Source organism: Gracilibacillus sp. HCP3S3_G5_2 (genome assembly GCF_052063305.1).
Taxonomy (GTDB): domain Bacteria; phylum Bacillota; class Bacilli; order Bacillales; family Amphibacillaceae; genus Gracilibacillus.
In genome coordinates this window covers 44,485-64,554 of sequence record NZ_JBQHXU010000003.1, presented here as the reverse complement: position 1 = coordinate 64,554, position 20,070 = coordinate 44,485, and the positions used below count along the sequence as shown (strand labels likewise).

Here is a 20,070-nt window from a genome sequence, read left to right as displayed (position 1 = left end):
AAAAACACCAAGTCGATTAATGCTTTTACAGCTAAGGAGTGAAGGAGTACATGATAAAAAGAATGCAATCAATTAGCATTGTATTGGCTTTTGTGCTTGTAGGTTGGAGCTATTATCAAATAAAATCATATAAATCAGAAATACAAGCACTACAGTATGATAATGTTGAATTGGAGCAAGAGATAAACAATATGGAATCTCAAGCACGTTATATCTTAAATCGGACGCATCAAGAAGAATGGGAGTTAAATCATGAAACATGGCCAAAGTATTTTGATATGGCAGAAATCATGGTTGAAGAAAGTAATGGACAATTTTTAAGACCGTGGGCGATTTATTTAGTAAAAGAGGCCAAAAGTTACGGAATTGATCCATTTATTGTTTATGAACTTTTGAAAGTAGAAACAGGTAACAGTTTTGACCCCGAGTTAGTTGGTCCAGAAACAAAATATGGCCATGCTTATGGGATGGCACAGTTTATGAAAAATACAGCACCATGGATTGCTGATATGGCGGATATGCCATATGAAGGTGAACTTTTATTTGATCCGTACTATTCCATCAAATTATCTTTAGTTTATCTCGATTATTTATACAATGAATATGATAATTGGGATGAAACCTTAACAGCTTATCATCGTGGTATGGCAGGTTTAGAACAGTATAAATTAAAAAATGGTCATGCCAATAGTGAATATGCAATGAGAATCCAAACGAATGCTAAAAAGTATCAAGAATTTGTTGCATATGCTCCCTAAACAGAAAGTATTATTTACCAAGTAAGACCGAAAAGAATTAAGGCATACTATAAATGTACCTCTAAAAGAAAGGGAGGGTATAGTATGCCAGAACATCAAGATGAACGACGTGTTGAGAATGCTCCAAATATCGATAATGGACGTATCGATGAAGAACCTCAATCTAAACAATTTGTTGCAACTGATGAGATGTATTCAGTAGATGAGGCATATAAAAGGGAAGAAGAAACATCTGCTGAGTTATCAGCTAATGAGTTTAATCGTCCAATCGACTCTGAAGAGCAAGAAACAGAAATGCAATCAGATGTCAATACTGCTTGGGGTTGGGCAGGTTTAGTATTAGCTTTAGCTTCCTTTTTTGTTTGGCCGTTGATGTTGGCAATTGGTGGTATCGTCTTAGGAATTGTTTCCAGACAGCAAGGCGCCGCCACGCTCGGTAATGCGGCTATCGTAACAGCGATTATTTCGATATTAATATCGCTGATATTCATACCATTATAGAACAATCCTAGTAATAAAATGTAAAACCTGAACCAGAAGTGTTGGAAACGAAATAGATGATGAGATCATCCAAAGCAACACAACTAAAATAAAAAGGCAAGCCTATATTATAGGCTTGCCTTTTCACTTTAGATGGAGAGATAATCAACATCGTTGGCGTAGAATTTACAAACACAGCCTTATTACGAAGAGTTTAATTTACTAAACTTCCTGTGTTTCTTCTTTTTGTTTTTGTATATATTCTTCTGCAATTTTATCGACTTCTATTTTTAGTTCCTCGACCATTGTTTCTTCGGGAACTTTTCGGATGATTTCACCATGACGGAATAATAAACCTTCACCACGGGCACCAGCTATACCGATATCCGCTTCTCTAGCTTCCCCTGGACCATTAACTGCACAACCAAGTACTGCAACTTTAATTGGAGCTTTAATGGTTGAGATATATTCTTCCACTTCATTTGCTATCTTAATCAAATCAATTTCAATTCGACCACAAGTTGGACAGGATATTAATGTTGCAGCGTTGGAAGCTAAACCAAATGTTTTTAATAATTCCTTTGCTACTTTTACTTCTTCTACAGGATCAGCACTTAATGAAATACGCATGGTACTACCTATTCCCTTACTTAGGATCGCACCCATACCTGCAGCACTTTTGATACTACCTGCAAAAAGAGTTCCTGATTCTGTGATACCTAAGTGTAAAGGATATGGTATTACTTCAGCCGCTTTTTCATAAGCTTCAATTGCTAATTTAACATCTGAAGCCTTTAACGATACGACAATATCATGAAAGTCGAGATCTTCTAAAATCTTAATATGGTGAAGTGCACTTTCTACCATACCATCAGCTGTCGGATAACCATATTTTTCCAAAATGTGTCTTTCAAGAGAGCCGGCGTTTACACCAATTCGAATGGGAATACCTTTCTCTTTTGCAGCATTTACTACTGCTTCCACTTTATCCCTTTTCCCAATATTACCAGGATTAATACGAATTTTATCAGCGCCACCTTCGATTGCTTTAAGCGCAAGTTTATAATTAAAGTGAATATCAACTACAAGTGGAATATTGATTCTTTTTTTGATTTCTGGAATTGCATTAGCCGCACGTTCATCTGGGCAGGCAACACGAACGATTTGACAACCTGCTTCTTCAAGCCGTTCAATTTCCTTAACGGTTGCTTCGACATCATGTGTTTTGGTAGTTGTCATCGATTGGATAACTACTTCATCTTTACCTCCAACCATAACATTCCCAATTTTTACAGGTCGTGTATCTTTTCGATGTATTAAAGCCATAAATAAAATCGCTCCTTTAATTCTTTTTCCAAAAAAATCATAAATAGTAATGGTCGTCAATCACTATTATAATTCTTATATAATTTAGTGGCAGAATTCATTACCATTGTCCATTATAAAGGTTAAAATAAGAAAAGAGAAGTATCAAACCTTATTCTTAAAGAAAAAATAATAATTTGAAACTAATGATTACTTCCATACGTATGGTATGATAGAGAGAAGAAAGTAGAACGAATTGAGGTGACATTAAATGTTTACGATAACAGCTGATTGGATGAGTTTTGTAATTGTTGCACTAGCAACACTTTTTCTTATAGGAGAATTACTTGTAAATGCAAAAGGAATATTTAGTATTTTAGGTATAGGTTTTATCACTATTTATTTTGCTTCCTTTTTAGATCCAGGTATGTTTTTCATTATGATTATTATTTATTTCTTTGGATTAATGTTAATGATAATCGACGGAAAGGTCTTAAACGATGGGACCTTAGCAGTGATTGGACTTGTATGTATGATTGTTTCTGTTGGATTTGCCGCACCTAACTGGGTTGCAGGTCTTTACGCTGTAATAGGTGTATTCATAGGTGGAATGAGTTCATTCGGCTTTCTAAAAGTATTCAAAAAGCGTCAAATGTGGACGAAGATCACATTGTTTGATCAACTGACAGAAGAGGCTGGGTATTCAAGTCTTAATCAATCATACAAGGAGTTAATCGGTAGAACTGGAGTAACGACAACGGATATGAGACCAATTGGAACCGTCTTGATTGATAACAAGGAATATAGTGCAATAACAGAAGGGAAATGGATTACGAAGGATACAGACGTTGAAGTAGTGGATGTAGATGGAACGAGAATTCTCGTAAAAGATAAGAAAAAAATTGCTGGAGAGCCTGCTCAATAATAGCAGGCTTTTTCTATTTCTCGAGACTATATTGAAAACCCGTACTAAATAGATAATTTTCTTTCACCTTCATAATTTCCGTTATTTTGAAAAATTTATTAAAAAAAATTGTCAAAAAGGCTAACATAATGTCTAAGTATTGTTATAATAAAATTGTTTGTTAAGGTTTTGTAAATTTTTAAGAAATTACTTTACAAACCCTCAATAAATCATTAATAATGAACAGGTGCAAAAAAGAATTTGTCTAATTTTGTCGTAAATAATGAATAATAGAAAAAAACTGTTAAGAGGGCAATACTTTTTGCACATTGGTCATACTAAAGAAAGATTAAGTTTTGTGGGAAGGGATGAACACTGTTGGATGTAAATGTACAAGCTATGATTTTTGAGTTTATCGGTGGATTGGGGATATTTCTTCTAGGTATCAAGTATATGGGAGAAGGACTTCAAAAAACTGCCGGAGACCGTTTGCAGGAAATATTGGACAAGACAACGAGTAATCCATTTATGGGTGTACTAGCAGGTATTTTTGTAACCATTTTATTGCAAACAAGTACAGGAACAACAGTACTAACGGTTGGCTTAGTAAATGCAGGATTCATGACATTAAGACAGTCTATCGGCGTTATTATGGGAGCAAATATTGGAACAACGATGACTGCCTTCATTATTGGAATCGACATCCAAGAATATGCTTTACCAATCCTTGCAGTTGGTGCACTTATGTTATTTTTCTTAAAAAATAATAAATTATCTAATATTGGTTTAACAATCTTTGGATTTGGTTCTTTATTCTTTGGACTTGATTTAATGGGATCTGGTCTAAAACCATTAAGAGATGTCCAAATGTTTCATGACTTAACAGTAAGTATGTCTGAAACGCCAATTCTCGGTGTTATAATTGGTACAGTGTTCACGATGCTTGTACAAAGTTCAAGTGCAACTATTGGAATATTACAAAGTCTTATGACTGAAGGTGCAATTGAGCTTAGAGCAGCATTACCTGTCTTATTCGGGGATAATCTTGGTACGACGATAACAGCGGTCATCGCATCAATCGGTGCAACAATTGCAGCGCGTCGTGCAGCATTAACACATGTTATCTTTAACTTGATAGGTACGATTATTATAGTTAGTATACTGCCACTATACACGATGTTTATCAGTAATATTCAGGGATGGTTAGATTTAAATCCAGCTATGACCATTGCTTTTGCACACGGGATATTCAACTTAAGTAATACAGTAATTCAATTTCCTTTTATAGGGTTATTGGCATTACTAGTAACAAAGCTTATTCCAGGTGAAGACACAACTGTAAAATATAAACCACAGCACTTAGATCCGATTTTTATTGAACAATCACCGTCTGTGGCATTAGATCAAGCGAAGTTAGAAGTAATTCACATGGGGAAATATGCAATCAAAGGTCTTGAAGAGACAAGTATGTTTTTAAACAGTAACAGTCAGAAGAATGCAGAGATGGCTCAACAAATAGAAGGAGCATTGAATAATTTAGATCGTGAAATTACTTCTTATTTAGTTGAATTATCGGGAACTAATTTTTCCGAGGGAGAGCGTAATAACCATTCAGCATTAATTAATTCCGTACGTGATATAGAACGAATTGGAGATCATTTTGAAAATATTATTGAATTGGTTAATTACAAAATCTCTAATAAAGTAGATATTACAGAGCAAGGTATGATTGATTTAAATGAAATGTTTGATTTAACCATTAGTACAGTAAAAGAGGCAATATTAGCACTAGAAAACATGGATAGAGAAGCGGCCTTAAATGTTGTACAAAAAGAAAATGAAATAGATAGAATGGAAAGAAAATATCGTAAAAAACATATTATCCGTTTAAATGAAGGAGCATGTACCGGAGCTGCTGGTATTGTATTTGCTGATATCATTAGTAACCTTGAACGAATTGGAGATCATGCTGTAAATATAGCGGATGAAGTATTAGAGGAAAGACAAAAGCACTAATGATTAAAGGTGGAAGTAGTCTTCACGGCTGCTTCCTCAATATTTTGATTAAAGTTAAAAAAAATATTAGAAAAAAACAAAAAAACTATTGACGAATCTATCCTGCTATGATAAATTATTAAATGTCGCTTCAATGATTACATAATTTCATTCCACAGTAGCTCAGTGGTAGAGCTATCGGCTGTTAACCGATCGGTCGTAGGTTCGAATCCTACCTGTGGAGCCATTTGGCGGTGTAGCTCAGCTGGCTAGAGCGTACGGTTCATACCCGTGAGGTCGGGGGTTCGATTCCCTCCGCCGCTATAAATAAATAAATAATGGCGATCGTGGTGAAGTGGTTAACACATCGGATTGTGGTTCCGACATGCGTGGGTTCGATCCCCACCGGTCGCCCCTTATAATGTATAAAGTGGACCCTTAGCTCAGTTGGTTAGAGCTATCGGCTCATAACCGATCGGTCGCAGGTTCGAATCCTGCAGGGTCCACCATATTAATTGCGGAGGAGTACCCAAGTCCGGCTGAAGGGAGCGGTCTTGAAAACCGCCAGGGGCTTCACGGCCCGCGGGGGTTCGAATCCCTCCTCCTCCGCCATACATAATCGTTCATAGAAAAAACAACATATCGTTTGGCTCGGTAGCTCAGTCGGTAGAGCAACGGACTGAAAATCCGTGTGTCGGCGGTTCGATTCCGTCCCGAGCCACCATTTCAACAAGCTGATAGGAAGCTTGTTTTTTTGTTTTTGGATAAATGGTTTTCTTAAATGCTAAATATTTGCAATTTATTTTTATATTTTGATACTATTTGTGGTGGAGAGGTTATTATAATAAATAAATAGGAGGAATGAAACATGGCAAACTTTACATTACCAGATTTACCTTATGCTTATGATGCGTTAGAGCCTCATATTGATAAGGAGACAATGAACATTCATCACACCAAACATCACAATACTTATGTAACCAAATTAAATGACGCACTGGAAGGTCATGATGACTTAGCAAACAAATCAATCGAAGAGATCTTGGCAAATCTTGATGCAGTTCCTGAAAGTATCCGTACTGCTGTAAGAAACAATGGTGGCGGACATGCTAACCACAGCTTGTTTTGGACATTGCTTTCACCTAACGGTGGTGGGGAGCCAACAGGCGAATTAGCAGATGCAATTAATTCCACTTTTGGAAGCTTTGACAAGTTTAAAGAAGAATTTGCTGCTGCAGGTGCAGGTCGATTTGGTTCAGGTTGGGCATGGCTAGTAGTAAACAATGGTAACCTAGAAATCACTAGCACTCCTAACCAGGATACTCCTATTTCTGAAGGTAAAACACCAATTTTAGGGTTAGACGTATGGGAACATGCGTATTATCTTAAATATCAAAATAAACGCCCTGACTACATTGCTGCTTTTTGGAATGTAGTGGATTGGGATAAAGTAGCAAGTTTATATAATGATGCTAAATAATAACTATGAAAGTAAGGGCTATAGTTTCTTCTATAGTCCTTTTTTATTTTCCAATAAGCCCCTTTCTCGTCCTAAATTATTTCAATCAATTGATGATAACTTTTCTTTGCTGTTTACATGTATATCTCCTACTTTCTAGATCAAAATAAAGGTTAGATTGTAGTGAGGTGTAAAAAATGAGCGATAAGGTGAAAAATTCCAAAAATATCATGCCAAATAGTAAAGACCTTAAGCTATTATTAACAATTGGTGGTTTATATGCGTTAGCAACTTTTTTATCGAATACATTTGTCAATGTTTTCCTCTGGAAACAATCAGGTAACTACATTGACATTGCGATTTATAATTTATTTGTTTATATTTTGCAGCCAATCTCGTTTGTTGTTGCAGGTAGATGTGCAAAAAGAGTAGACCGAACGATCATTATCCGAATAGGGGTTATTTTTTTATCGGTTTTTTATGTGACGGTACTGTTGGCAGGAGATAATGCCACACGTTTTCCTTATTTATTAGGTGCCATCTTAGGAATAGGGTACGGATTTTACTGGTTAGCCTTTAATGTATTAACCTTCGAGGTCACAGAGCCTGAAACAAGAGATTTTTTTAATGGTATTTTAGGTACATTACAATCCTTAGGCGGGATGATTGGTCCGATTTCAGCCGGTTACATCATTACAAGGCTTGATAATTTCCAAGGGTATAGTTTGATTTTCTTTATCTCCTTTTTTTTATTTTTGATTGCAGTGATATGCTCCTTTTTTTTAAAGAAAAGGAAAGCAACAGGGAAATTCTTATTGAAGGAGGTTGTATCGGAAAGAAAATCCAATCAAAACTGGCGTAATATTTTATATGCGCATATTTTTCAAGGGTTGCGAGAAGGGCTGTTTATTTTTATTGTAGCCATTTGGGTATATATTGCCACTAATAGTGAATTTGCATTGGGTGGGTTTAATTTAACCGTCTCTTTGTGTTCCTTTATTGGTTATTTTATGGTAACGAAATTACTAAAAATTGAATACAGAAAACATGCTATATTACTTGGCGGGATTTTATTGTATGTTGCTGTAAGTCTGTTTGTTTTTCAGACAAGCTATTGGATGTTACTTGCATATGGAATTATTGTAGGGTTCGCATATCCGATTTATAATGTTCCATTCATATCTTTAACTTATGATATTATTGGAAAAGCAAAAGGTGCAGGAGATTTAAGGATAGAATACATTATTATAAGGGAGTTATTTGTTAATTCTGGCAGAGTTGCTGCGATCTTGATTTTTATTGTCAGTGTTTTACTTGTGGACGCGAAAATTATTATTCCGATTCTTTTGCTTACTATTGGTGGAGGTAACCTCTTTGCATATTATTTTGTTCGAAAAACAGATTCCTCTATTTATACTATTAAATAGATAGTAAAGCGATCTGTGACATGTTATAATAAATGGGATGTTTTCATTAGGGGGAATGAAGGGTGAATCAACATCCAAATTTTAAAAATAAGAAAAAAATAAAAAAGAAAAAGGCGCAATTGCCTTTTCGCTTAAATATATTATTTATTACTGTTTTTCTTATCTTCTCATTACTAATTGTACAATTAGGTGTTGTTCAAATACTTAATGGAGAGGAAGCGCAAAGACAGATTAATCAAACAGAAAATACTCCCTCTGAAAAACCAGTACCAAGAGGAAAAATGTATGATAGTAATCATGATTTGATTCTGGATAATAAAGCAGTTAAGTCAATTACTTATACACCACCAAAAAATGGTGATTCTGCTGAAGAACGTCTCGAATTAGCGGAGAAGTTAGCGGAATTTATTACTATTATAAAAGATGAAAAAGAACTCGAAAAAGCAATTCGAGAACGAGATAAGAAAGAATATTGGTACTTAGTAAATAGAGATGAAGTTCCTGACCTGTTAACAGAAGAGGAAAGAGAAAAGCTTGATACCGGAGAAGAGTATCAAGCAGAGCTTGATGCCATAACAGAAGCACATTTGGATCAAATTGAATGGACCCAAGAATTAATGAATGTACTCGCGATAAAGAAAGAGTTGGATGCTGCTTATGAATTATCCCCTCATGTTGTAGTAAATGAAGGTTTAACAGATGAGGAATACGCACTGGTAGCGGAAAATTTAAATGATTTGCCAGGAATAGATGCTGTAATTGATTGGGACAGAGAAAGGCTGTATGATGACACGCTAAGTTCTTTCTTTGGTAATTTAACCTCGTCTGATGAAGGTATCCCGCGCGAGAATAGTGATTTTTATTTATCAAATGGCTATACGTGGAATGATCGTGTCGGAACGAGTGGATTAGAACAACAGTATGAGCATATTCTTAGAGGAAGAAAGGAAAAAATTCAATATACAACAGATTCGAATGGAAACGTCGTTAACGCTGATGTTGTAGTGGAAGGTCAAAGAGGAAAAGACCTTATTCTGACTGTCGACATGGAGTTTCAGTCAGAAGTGGATAAAATAGTGGAAGAAGAGCTTCGGAAAGCGATCAATAACTCTGCTAACAATACTGGTTACCTTCAGGATGCGTTGGCTGTAGTCATGGATCCGCGAACTGGAGATATATTAGCCTTATCTGGTATCCGTTACGATAAGGACGAAGACGAATATCTTAATCAGGCATATAGAACCATTTATGACTCTCATGAGCCTGGATCTGCAATTAAAGGTGCTACAGTTTTAGCGGGATATCAGGAAGGTGTTATTGATATTGGAACACATATGAGTGATCAACCAATCAAGATAAAATCGACACCTCAATTTAGTTCTCACAGATTTTTAGGAAGTAGCATTTCCGATTTAAAAGCTATTCAGGACTCTTCCAACGTTTATATGGCGAAAATTGCGATTGCAATAGCTGGTGCAACTTATCGTTATGAAGAGCCTCTTTATAATTTTGACTACGAAGGATTCGACATTATGAGAAATTATTACAGTCAATTCGGTTTGGGCGTTAAAACAGGGATAGATCTACCATTCGAGGCAACTGGGGTAACTGGTTCTGACCCTGCTCAGGGGAACTTACTTCACTTATCTATTGGGCAATATGATACGTATACGACTTTACAATTGGCCCAATATGTTTCAACTATTGCTAATAATGGTTATAGAATGAAACCACGTCTCGTTAAAGAAATAAGAGAACCAGGCACTGGAGACGGGGCACCTGGTAAAATTATTGAATCTTTTAATCCAGAGGCAATAAATCGGATTGACATGGACGATAAATATATTGAACGAGTACAAGATGGTTTTAGAAGTGTATTTACGAATGGAACCGCCGCTGGTCAATGGGGTAATTTCCCTTATGAAGTGGCTGGAAAAACTGGGACTGCTCAGAGACCTAAGTATGAAGTGATTAATGATGAAATAGTTCAAGTTGCGGAAACGGAAAATTTATCATTGGTAGGTTACAGTCCTGCTGAAAATCCAGAAGTAGCGTTTGCTGTTATTGTTCCTGAAAATGGAACAAGTAATGGTAGACATCAAGTACATCATGCTATTAGTAAAAGAATTATCGAAACCTACTATGAATTGAAAGATAAGAGTGATGACGAAGAACAGTCAAATAGTGATGAGCAAGACGAAGAGTGAAGCGGAACTAGTAATCTAGTTCCGTTTTTTTTATGAGCAAAAAGGAGAAGTAGAGCTGTATCGCTCTCAAGAAAAACTGATATAAAAAGACTTTTACGACGATGAAGCCTAATTAGCTCCTGTCCCATTTGCTATAAACCTGTCGAATTTACAATGTCTTTACAATTCCTTAATAGTAGATTAATAGTTGTGAGTTAAGATGTAAGAGAAGCTTAAATGACAAGCTTCTAAATCTTAGGGTTTATATAGGGGGAAACAAAATGAGCAAGTTCAAAATCATGTTGTTAGCTTTAATAGCTGTACTTACGTTTGGGCTATTAGCGGCATGTGGAAGTGATTCAGAAGAAACGAACGATGAAGCAAACGCAAATGAAACAGAAGAAACAGAAGATACTTCCGGTGATGAAGAAAATACAGAAGCTTCAGATGAATTGGAAGGAACAGTTGCCATCGATGGTTCTGGTACGGTTTATCCGTTAATGGCTAAATTAGCAGAAGAGTATATGGTAAACGAACAACCAAACGTATCTGTTGAAGTAAGTCGTGCAGGTACTAGTGCAGGATTTGAAAAGTTTTTAGCGGAAAATGGTACAGATTTCAATGATGCTTCTCGTCCGATTAAAGATGAGGAACAAGAAAAAGCGGATGAACTTGGAATTGACGTAATGGAAATGAAAGTAGCTCTAGACGGATTAACAATTGTAGTTAACCCTGAAAATGACTGGGCTACAGAACTTACTGCAGAACAAGTTAACGATATTTTCTTAGGAAATGTAACTAAATGGTCTGAAATTGACTCTAGCTGGCCAGACGAAGAAATTCAGACTTATGGACCTAACGAAAATCATGGTACTTATGAATTCTTCTATGAAGTAATTCTAGAAGAACAAGACTTAGTGGATGGTATTGATTTACAACAAGAATATTCTACGCTAGTAACACTTATTTCTGAAGATGTAAATGGAATTGGATTCTTTGGATTTGGTTACTATGACAGCAATCAAGATCAAGTACAAGCAGTTGGAATTGACTTTGGAGATGGTGCTGTTGTTCCTTCTCTTGATACAATTGGAGAAGAAGGTCCATATGCAGATTATACTCGCCCAGTATTCACTTACTTAAATGTTAATAATGCACAAGAAAAACCAGAAGTTTATGACTATGCAGTTTATGTTGCTGAAAGCATTAATGATTACGCTGGGGAAACTGGATTTGCACCAATTCCTGACGAAGAACTTCAGGCACAATTAGAGGAAATTCAAGCTATTCAGTAAGAATGAATTATTTTCAACATTATCATTAATACTATGGCTTCAATAAGATGGGGGCAGTTATGCTCTCATCTTATTGTGAGTTTAAGAAGGGGTGCTCCAAGAAATGGCAATAAACAGCGAATCAAACCTAAATAAAGCTGTTAATGTCAGTGAATTGATCGCACAAAACAAGAAAAAGAAAAGCATAAACAATTTGATGGAAAAGTTAGTTCCTGCCATTCTTTTCTTGCTAGCATCAATTACCGTTCTGACTACTATTGGAATTTTATATACGCTTATAAGCCAAGCAGTACATTTCTTTATGGAAGTTCCTATATTTGACTTCTTTACTGGTACTGAATTAAAGCCGCTTAGCCAGAATCCACAGTTTGGGATTTTACCTTTGTTAAATGGAACCATTATTTCATCTTTTATTGCAATACTTGTAGCGGGTCCGATTGGCTTAATGTCAGCTATTTATTTAAGTGAATATGCTTCAGATAAAGTAAGAAGAGTAATTAAACCTTTATTAGAAATATTAGCAGGTATTCCAACAATTGTTTATGGTTTTTTTGCTTTTACATTTGTAACACCTTTAATTCGGAGTATATGGCCACAGGTAGAAGCAACAAATATTTTAAGTCCCGGACTGGTAATGGGTGTGATGATTATTCCTATGATTGCATCCCTTTCAGAAGATGCAATGAATTCTGTTCCTAATGGTATACGTGAGGGTTCGTTAGCGATGGGGACAACGAAATTAGAAACAACGGTAAAAGTAGTAATTCCTGCAGCATTTTCAGGAATAATGGCATCATTTGTTCTAGCAATCTCGAGAGCAATTGGAGAAACAATGATTGTGACGATAGCAAGTGGTAGTTCCAAAAACTTTACCTTAGACATTACACAATCCATGCAAACAATGACAGCATATATTGTGGAAGTTTCTGGGGGAGAGGCACCAGCAGGATCCACATTACATTACAGTTTATATGCAGTTGCTTTAACATTATTTGTATTCACATTGATCATGAATTTACTTGCGAAATATGTCTCTCGTAAATTTAGGGAGGAATATTAATGGAAAAGCTAGAAGCGCTACATGAGAACAATAAAATGAATGCACGGGTACGTAAAAATAGTATTTGGAGATCAATATTTTTCCTCTCTACGCTATTTGGGTTAATTGTTCTTGCTGTATTAATAATCCGGGTACTATTACAAGGATTATCATGGCTCGATATCGATTTTATTACAAGTAGATTATCAACAAATGCAGAGGATGCCGGAATTATGGGGGCAATTCTCGGAACATTATGGGTAATGATTGTTGTTATTCCTGTAACATTAATTGTTGGGGTTGGTTCGGCTATTTATCTAGAGTTATATTCAAAAAAAGGTAAAATTCAAGCATTTATAGAAACAAATATCTCTAATCTAGCAGGCGTTCCTTCGATTGTTTATGGTTTATTAGGTTTAACGGTATTTGTTAGGTTAATGGATTTTGGAAACGTAGTGCTAGCAGGTGGTTTGACCTTAGCATTACTTGTGTTACCTATATTGATTGTTGCCTCTCAGGAAGCACTAAGGGCTGTTCCTAGTCACTTAGCTGAAGCTTCTTATGGAATGGGAGCAACGAAATGGCAGACAATACGAAGAATTATATTGCCAGCAGCCTTACCAAGTATTCTGACAGGCTCGATTTTATCGTTGTCGCGAGCAATTGGTGAGACCGCACCTTTAACAGTATTGGGTATTCCGGCACTATTAATCCCTTTTCCACAAGGGTTATTTGATACATTTACTGCACTCCCAATGCAAATTTATTACTGGACGATCGATGCTTCATTAGTTGCTGAATATGCAAACCTTGCTGCAGCAACCATCATTGTATTGTTACTGATTTTATTTGTTTTAAATTCTGTTGCGATTATCATCCGAAATAAATTCCAGCAGAGATATTAATCACTTGTTGGTTATTTTCCTAACAAGATCCTTATGAAGGAGTGAAAAAAATGAGTATAGCTACTGAGAAAAAAGTTCAAATCGACGTAAGAAAAAATAATACAACAACTGAAATTAATACAACACAACAACGTGTTGTTTACGATACAAAGAATTTAAACTTATGGTACTCCCAAAACCATGCTTTAAAGGATATAAATTTGGAGTTGTTAGAAAATGAGGTAACTGCCATCATTGGACCTTCAGGTTGCGGTAAATCAACTTATATAAAAACATTAAATCGCATGGTTGAACTGGTTCCGGGTGTAAGTACAACTGGAACGATCGCATATAAAGGTAAGAATATTTTAGATAATTCGATGAAAGTCGAAGATCTAAGAACCCAGGTAGGAATGGTTTTTCAGAAACCAAACCCTTTCCCAAAATCAATATATGAGAATGTAGCATACGGCCCTAAAATTCATGGGATAAAGAAGAAAGCTGTATTGGATGAAATCGTGGAAAAAAGTTTACGAGGTGCTGCGATTTGGGATGAAGTGAAGGATCGTTTAAACGAGAATGCCTATGGACTTTCTGGTGGACAGCAACAAAGGGTTTGTATTGCACGCTGTTTAGCAATTGAGCCAGATGTCATTCTGATGGATGAGCCTACGTCTGCTTTAGATCCTATTTCCACATTAAAAGTGGAAGAACTAATAAAGGAATTAAAGAAGAAGTATACGATTATCATTGTAACCCATAATATGCAACAGGCAGCACGGATTTCCGATAAAACAGTTTTCATGTTGAATGGGGAAGTAGTAGAATTCTCTGAAACAGATCAACTTTTCTCTAATCCTAGTGATAAACGTACTGAAGATTACATTACTGGCCGTTTTGGTTAAAACAAAAAATAAATAGGGAAAGGGTGTACGAGATGGTGGGTAGAGAAGCATTTCAGGGGGAATTACAACATCTTGAGCAATTAATAATTGAGCTAGCGAAGAAAACAAAAGAACAATTGCAATTCGCTGTTGATACTTTATATCAGGCAGATGTATCTCAAGCAGAGCAAATCATTGAAAATGATAAAGAGCTAGATCAGTTAGATATGCAAATTAATGAAGAAGCGATCGTTTTGATTGCAAGACAACAGCCAGTTGCAAGAGATTTACGAAGATTAGTTGTAGCTCTACGTATTTCAAATGATTTAGAAAGGATGGCTGATAATGCGAAAAATGTGGCGAAATCTGCTATTCACTTAGGTGAAAACCACGGTTTGCAAGTACATCCTTCTATTAAGGAAATGAAAAAAATTGCTGTAGAAATGATAGATTTAGCAATCTTATCATATGAAAATGAAGATGTTACGTTAGCTAGGAAATTGTCTCAGTTGGATGATGTAGTGGATAATATGTATTCCACCATGTTACGTGAATTATTGGAGGAGACTGCAACAAATCCACAAAAAATACAACATATTATGCAAATGGCTTTCAGCGGAAGGTATGTGGAACGCATCGGGGATCATGCGACAAATATCGGGGAAGATGTAATGTATTTAGTAAAAGGCGAATCATTAGACTTAAATAATTAAAGTAAAGAGAGAGGAGTAGAAGTAATGTCTACTCCTCTACTGCTTGTCTAGTTAAAATAGTGACTAATTCTTCCACAGCCATGTCACTCTGTAAGGTAAACTCACCAGTTTGAATATATCCGCTCATCTCATTTTCCTCTAAATATGTAATAAATTCATCTTGATCTGAAATTAGGCCATTTTCATTCAATAAATCAATAATTTCTGGCATTGTCATACCTGATTCAATGCTGATTGTTATCTCTTCAGTTGCTTCCTCCTCAGCTTGAGCAGCTGCTTCTAATTGGTCATTAACCATTTGTAAGCTCGCCAATTCTTGCTCTACTGCTTCTATTTTTGCTTCCAAATCCTCATCGAATACATAATATCCATTATTTTCTACCTCTTGTATCGATTCATCAAGAGATGGTAAAGCTGTCGTTTGAACTGGCTCTGGCTTGTCTATAAAATACGTTACACCAATAATAACCGCGGCCGTTAGTAAACCTAAAGAAAATGATCTAATGATTTGCTTCAATGCTATCCCTCATCCTTTTATTTATGCTAGTTTTAAAAATGTTTAATCATAGAAATGACATCATGTTCATTCATATTAACTTGTTTAGCAATATATTGTGTATCATGTCCTTGATTAAATAATTCTTCTACTTTTCTCATAACGGGAGTTTGTTGATGTTTTGTAGGGTTAATCGTTTGTTCGACAGATAGATCGTCAATTAGTAACTCTTCTTCTAGAATATGTATTTTCTTTTTTAATTGATATGTTTCCTGTAAGGAAGATATCGAGAATTGCTCAAATTGATCTTCTAATTGTTTAAATTTGTCTTGCATAAAAAAAGATATGAACCATAATATTACCGCAATAATAATTATAGTGCTTATGGCATATAGCATGACTTTCCTCCTCATAGTATCCAATATTTACATATATAGTTATACCATATATATGAATACAATAAAACATATACTTGAAATTATCCGAGCTTTTTGCTATTATATTCTAGGTAATGAGTCGATTATGACAAGAATGATGTATGATTTAGTTTGGAGGGAAAACCATGCGCGTTAATATTACTTTAGCTTGTACTGAAACAGGTGACCGTAATTATATTACGACTAAAAATAAACGTAAACATCCTGAGCGTTTGGAGCTTAAAAAATATAGCCCACGCTTGAAACGACACACGTTACATCGTGAAACAAAATAAGGAAATGAACGGAAAAAACTCTTGTCAGCTTACTTTGACAAGAGTTTTTCTTATATGGTGGGAAACTGTCCTATTAATCGATATTAAGCAATTAATGCGCACAAACGTGCTTAGCGAGATTGGTAGAGATGGCATTCTCAAAAAAGCAGATCCAATTGGCAAGGGGAGGGGACTGATAAATGGATAATAAAGAAAATCAGCGAAAAAAAGTATTAAAATTATGGCAACAACTCGTTAATAGAGATGGAATCGAACATGAGTTGCAATCAAGGTTAATCCAAACAGATGTGTGGAATCATGCGCAAATGGTAGGAATTACTATTTCAAAAGGATTAGAATGGGATACAAGATATTTAATTAAACAAGCATGGATGCAAGGAAAACAGATAGCAATTCCGAAAAGTAACCGGGATAATCATTCGATGGCATTTTATCTATATCAAGAAGGAGATCAGTTGGAAAATGTTTGGTCTGATTTATGGGAACCTTCCATACCTACATCATTACAAATAGCAAAGCAAGAAATAGACCTGATGATTGTCCCAGGTATTGTATTTGATAAGAAAGGTTTTCGAATTGGTTATGGTGGTGGTTTTTACGACCGCTATTTACAGGGGTATAAAGGTGTTACCGTATCTCTTGCAGCTGATTTTCAGATTGTAGGAACAGTAGCCAGGGAAAAGCATGATAAACCAATAGACATCTTAATATCCAACTTTGGGAAAATTTATTGCCATCATACATAAATTTATAAGTAAAAGAAAATACTTTTGATAACAAACGATAGGAGTGAAGGAAAATGAAAATATCAAAAGTTATTTTCTTTTTGACTGCGATTGGAACAACCGTATATATATTTCGTAATAATATTACTCGCTTGATTACAACTGTCCCACTGCTTAGGAAATCGGCAATACGAATAGCAATGAATATCCCGTTTATTCGTAATAAAATGATAGGGTCTATCTTTAAGTAATCCATAAAATCCTTATTATTATTCTATTTGGAAATAAACATGATATGATTAGAATAGTGATAAGGCAGGTGTAGAAATGTTTATCAGTAATCAATTTGTGCAAAATAAATTGGTCCTTCATTTAATGGAGAAAGAACAGTTTGAACTTTTAAACACTTCTTCTAATCAAGAAGAATATTTGCTATGGAAAAGAAATAACAGAACTACGGATATAGTAAGAGTTTCATTAAAACAACATGATTGGTCACGAGAATTAGATGCAAACATCCAGCAAGTTGAAAGAAAAGTGGTTCAACATGTCCAATTACCACTATTCCAGCATAACATTTCATTTCATCATATTTTTGTCGTCGAATATGAGCCAGTGGATAACTGGGATAATTTAATGAAAAGAGATTCACCCACTAGAAAAATTGATACATCCTATGTCTATCTGTGTAGCACAAATCAAGAAGAAGAGTTTTCCGGTTTTTTTAGTGAGGCTAAACTAAAACATCCGTTAGCCTTTTCTATACCGGACAATTTATTAACATTAGAGTACCAAACAGAATTATTAAAGAAACGAATTCCTCAAATTCAAAGAAATGCTGAAAAAGAAATTTTGGCGTTTTTTAACAGAGGGAAACCATTTCTTTCTTATATTCTAATTGTCGTAAATATCATTATTTTCTTCCTATTAGAGTATATCGGGAATGGTTCGACAAATCCTGAAACGCTTATTCATTTTGGCGCCAAGTACAATGTTGGAATGTTAGATGGGGAATGGTGGCGTCTTGTTACCTCTATGTTTTTACATATTGGTATATTCCATTTAGCAGTAAATATGCTTGCTTTGTATTTTATCGGTACACTTGTTGAAAGAATTTATGGAAATATTCGCTTTATTATCATCTATTTCTTTGCAGGTATTGCTGGTGGAATGGCAAGTTTTGCATTCAATCCTAGTATCGCTGCAGGGGCATCTGGCGCGTTATTTGGTTTGTTCGGTGCACTGCTTTTCTTTGGGCAGAAAAATCCGAGAATTTTCTTCAAAACAATGGGAACGAATGTTATTTTTATTATTATTTTAAATATCATTTTTGGTTTAGCTGTACCTCAAGTGGACAATGGGGCACATATAGGGGGATTAATTGGCGGATTTATAGCTTCAGGTATTGTAATGCTGCCAAAGTCGAAAGTATTTATGCAACAGTTGATTGCGGTTGTTATGTATATTTTTTATATATTTGGGCTATTAGCGTATGGATTAACAAATGATGAAGTACAATTTGATGAAGCTTTGCAAATTCAGCGAGTGCAGCAACTGTTGCAAGAGGAGCAATATAACGAGGTAGCTGAAATTGTTACCAAGACATTACCATACGCGGAAAATTTACAAGCCGAATTATTATTTTACCGATCTTTTGCTAACATCCATTTAGAAGTATTTGAACAAGCTAGAAGTGACTTGGAAAAAGCGGTAGAACAAAAGTCTGATTTTGAGGAAGCTTGGTATAATTTGGCTTTATTATATGAACAAGAGAACGAAAGAGAAAAAGCGATCAGTGCTGTAGAGCATTTGTTAAAGATAGACAATGAAAACAGTAATTATCAAGCTTTATATCAGGAATTGCAAAAAGCAGAAAATTAATATCTGCTTTTTAGCTTTCATTATTTACGGATAATTGTTGGTATAGTGTTTCCAGTTCGTTTGCTTCATTATTAAAAAGGACAATTAAATGATCCTTATTTTTATCCATTAAAATAAGTGGCATTATTTGATGATTGGTTTCGGATTGATTGGCAATTGGTATAATATAATTTTTATATAATCCTTCCCAAAGTTGTCCGATAATCCGGTCAGTTTCTTCTTGTGTTAATCCTTTGATAGGCTGTTCTTGAAACTGAATAATGCTTGTTAGAGGGTATAAATCATAATGATCTGTCTCAATATTAGCGTGACTTATCCATTCTTGCCACGTCATTTGTAATTGTTGTGATGTAGTTTTATCAATTATTTGTTTCCAATCTTGCTGTATTTGGGAAGTAGGTTCCCGAAATGATGCTAATGCTGTCTGAGGAGAATCTATTACATATAAATGATCATTCGACATTTGTTGAATACTTTTAATTTCATCATTTGGATAATGTACTTCACCATGATGATAACTAATTGCTTGAAAATGACTACTATCACTTTCTTCAAAGACCATCTCTAATTCAATCTCTCGCTCCGATTCCTTCCATAACCCTTTCATTCCTTTCAATCGACCGTCTATATATAGCAGGGAAACATCTTGTCTAAGATAAACTTCTTCGTCAACTCTACTTCTTGCTCCCCATTTGACTAAATATTGGTCATTCTCGGTTTCTTCAAGTAATTGTAAGTTAGTTTCCGCATCCAAAAACGAAACCGATTGATCAGGAGGAAAATACGTTATCGTTTCTTCTGTCGTGCGTTTTGAAAATACTAACAATAACAATACAATCATCATTAATAAACAGGTAATGATATGTAATTTACGTGACTTTATCATAATATCCCTCTTTAATAATTCAACTTGTCCAAAAATCATTC

General features: G+C 35.2%; 20 protein-coding genes and 6 tRNA genes. 22 read left to right on the top strand and 4 right to left on the bottom strand.

Annotated elements, in window-relative coordinates:
- Positions 1-50 precede the first annotated feature (50 nt).
- Positions 51-758: a lytic transglycosylase domain-containing protein gene (locus tag ACTNEP_RS05325; RefSeq protein WP_441160683.1), complete on the top strand. Its 708-nt coding sequence runs from the start codon at positions 51-53 to the stop codon at positions 756-758.
- A gap of 84 nt (positions 759-842) precedes the next feature.
- Positions 843-1,259, top strand: coding sequence for a DUF4190 domain-containing protein (locus ACTNEP_RS05320; RefSeq protein ID WP_441160682.1), 417 nt, complete (start codon positions 843-845; stop codon positions 1,257-1,259).
- A gap of 201 nt (positions 1,260-1,460) precedes the next feature.
- Here ACTNEP_RS05320 and ispG read toward each other — a convergent pair whose 3' ends face one another.
- Complete coding sequence (gene ispG / locus ACTNEP_RS05315; protein WP_441160681.1) at positions 1,461-2,564, bottom strand: flavodoxin-dependent (E)-4-hydroxy-3-methylbut-2-enyl-diphosphate synthase; 1,104 nt, start codon at positions 2,562-2,564, stop codon at positions 1,461-1,463.
- 250 nt (positions 2,565-2,814) lie between these two features.
- Between ispG and ACTNEP_RS05310 the strand changes: the two genes are divergently transcribed.
- From ACTNEP_RS05310 to phoU, 16 genes are all read left to right on the top strand, one after another.
- Positions 2,815-3,468, top strand: a complete 654-nt coding sequence (locus ACTNEP_RS05310) for an NfeD family protein (protein WP_441160680.1) — start codon at positions 2,815-2,817, stop codon at positions 3,466-3,468.
- Positions 3,469-3,825: 357 nt separating this feature from the next.
- Complete coding sequence (locus tag ACTNEP_RS05305) at positions 3,826-5,463, top strand: Na/Pi cotransporter family protein (RefSeq protein WP_441160679.1); 1,638 nt, start codon at positions 3,826-3,828, stop codon at positions 5,461-5,463.
- A 151-nt stretch (positions 5,464-5,614) separates the two neighbouring features.
- A tRNA-Asn gene (locus ACTNEP_RS05300) sits at positions 5,615-5,689 on the top strand.
- A 3-nt stretch (positions 5,690-5,692) separates the two neighbouring features.
- Positions 5,693-5,766: transfer RNA gene (locus ACTNEP_RS05295), tRNA-Met, on the top strand.
- 17 nt (positions 5,767-5,783) lie between these two features.
- Positions 5,784-5,856: transfer RNA gene (locus ACTNEP_RS05290), tRNA-His, on the top strand.
- 18 nt (positions 5,857-5,874) lie between these two features.
- Positions 5,875-5,951, top strand: a tRNA-Ile gene (locus tag ACTNEP_RS05285).
- A 10-nt stretch (positions 5,952-5,961) separates the two neighbouring features.
- Positions 5,962-6,054: transfer RNA gene (locus ACTNEP_RS05280), tRNA-Ser, on the top strand.
- A gap of 36 nt (positions 6,055-6,090) precedes the next feature.
- Positions 6,091-6,166: transfer RNA gene (locus tag ACTNEP_RS05275), tRNA-Phe, on the top strand.
- Between the two features lie 144 nt (positions 6,167-6,310).
- Complete coding sequence (gene sodA, locus ACTNEP_RS05270) at positions 6,311-6,922, top strand: superoxide dismutase SodA (RefSeq protein ID WP_441160677.1); 612 nt, start codon at positions 6,311-6,313, stop codon at positions 6,920-6,922.
- A 176-nt stretch (positions 6,923-7,098) separates the two neighbouring features.
- Complete coding sequence (locus ACTNEP_RS05265; protein ID WP_441160676.1) at positions 7,099-8,328, top strand: MFS transporter; 1,230 nt, start codon at positions 7,099-7,101, stop codon at positions 8,326-8,328.
- A 62-nt stretch (positions 8,329-8,390) separates the two neighbouring features.
- On the top strand, positions 8,391-10,535 hold the full coding sequence (locus tag ACTNEP_RS05260) for a peptidoglycan D,D-transpeptidase FtsI family protein (protein ID WP_441160675.1): 2,145 nt from the start codon (positions 8,391-8,393) through the stop codon (positions 10,533-10,535).
- Positions 10,536-10,795: 260 nt separating this feature from the next.
- Positions 10,796-11,809, top strand: a complete 1,014-nt coding sequence (locus ACTNEP_RS05255; RefSeq protein ID WP_441160674.1) for a phosphate ABC transporter substrate-binding protein PstS family protein — start codon at positions 10,796-10,798, stop codon at positions 11,807-11,809.
- Positions 11,810-11,912: 103 nt separating this feature from the next.
- Positions 11,913-12,869, top strand: a complete 957-nt coding sequence (gene pstC, locus ACTNEP_RS05250) for a phosphate ABC transporter permease subunit PstC (RefSeq protein WP_441160673.1) — start codon at positions 11,913-11,915, stop codon at positions 12,867-12,869.
- The gene (gene pstA, locus ACTNEP_RS05245; protein WP_441160671.1) at positions 12,869-13,753 is read left to right on the top strand and encodes a phosphate ABC transporter permease PstA; all 885 of its coding nucleotides are present in this window, start codon (positions 12,869-12,871) and stop codon (positions 13,751-13,753) included. The genes pstC and pstA overlap by 1 nt, the downstream gene beginning before the upstream one ends.
- 50 nt (positions 13,754-13,803) lie before the next feature.
- Entirely contained in the window at positions 13,804-14,637 is an 834-nt protein-coding gene (gene pstB, locus ACTNEP_RS05240; RefSeq protein ID WP_441160670.1) for a phosphate ABC transporter ATP-binding protein PstB, read from the top strand.
- A 32-nt stretch (positions 14,638-14,669) separates the two neighbouring features.
- The gene (phoU, locus tag ACTNEP_RS05235; RefSeq protein ID WP_441160669.1) at positions 14,670-15,329 is read left to right on the top strand and encodes a phosphate signaling complex protein PhoU; all 660 of its coding nucleotides are present in this window, start codon (positions 14,670-14,672) and stop codon (positions 15,327-15,329) included.
- 28 nt (positions 15,330-15,357) lie between these two features.
- Here the strand turns inward: phoU and ACTNEP_RS05230 are convergent, their stop codons facing one another.
- Together ACTNEP_RS05230 and ACTNEP_RS05225 are read right to left on the bottom strand one after the other, a co-directional pair.
- Positions 15,358-15,846 carry a hypothetical protein gene (locus ACTNEP_RS05230; RefSeq protein WP_441160668.1) on the bottom strand — a complete coding sequence of 163 codons (489 nt, stop codon included), beginning with the start codon at positions 15,844-15,846 and terminating at the stop codon, positions 15,358-15,360.
- A 32-nt stretch (positions 15,847-15,878) separates the two neighbouring features.
- Complete coding sequence (locus ACTNEP_RS05225) at positions 15,879-16,223, bottom strand: hypothetical protein (protein ID WP_441160666.1); 345 nt, start codon at positions 16,221-16,223, stop codon at positions 15,879-15,881.
- 164 nt (positions 16,224-16,387) lie between these two features.
- Between ACTNEP_RS05225 and rpmG the strand changes: the two genes are divergently transcribed.
- From rpmG to ACTNEP_RS05205, 4 genes are all read left to right on the top strand, one after another.
- A complete protein-coding gene (rpmG, locus tag ACTNEP_RS05220; RefSeq protein WP_018933855.1) occupies positions 16,388-16,537 on the top strand; it encodes a 50S ribosomal protein L33 in 150 nt (49 codons plus the stop codon).
- 179 nt (positions 16,538-16,716) lie between these two features.
- Positions 16,717-17,283: a 5-formyltetrahydrofolate cyclo-ligase gene (locus ACTNEP_RS05215; RefSeq protein WP_441160665.1), complete on the top strand. Its 567-nt coding sequence runs from the start codon at positions 16,717-16,719 to the stop codon at positions 17,281-17,283.
- A 53-nt stretch (positions 17,284-17,336) separates the two neighbouring features.
- Positions 17,337-17,513: a hypothetical protein gene (locus ACTNEP_RS05210; protein WP_441160663.1), complete on the top strand. Its 177-nt coding sequence runs from the start codon at positions 17,337-17,339 to the stop codon at positions 17,511-17,513.
- A 76-nt stretch (positions 17,514-17,589) separates the two neighbouring features.
- Positions 17,590-19,143, top strand: a complete 1,554-nt coding sequence (locus ACTNEP_RS05205) for a rhomboid family intramembrane serine protease (protein ID WP_441160662.1) — start codon at positions 17,590-17,592, stop codon at positions 19,141-19,143.
- 10 nt (positions 19,144-19,153) lie between these two features.
- Here the strand turns inward: ACTNEP_RS05205 and ACTNEP_RS05200 are convergent, their stop codons facing one another.
- Positions 19,154-20,029, bottom strand: a complete 876-nt coding sequence (locus ACTNEP_RS05200; RefSeq protein ID WP_441160661.1) for a hypothetical protein — start codon at positions 20,027-20,029, stop codon at positions 19,154-19,156.
- Positions 20,030-20,070 lie beyond the last annotated feature (41 nt).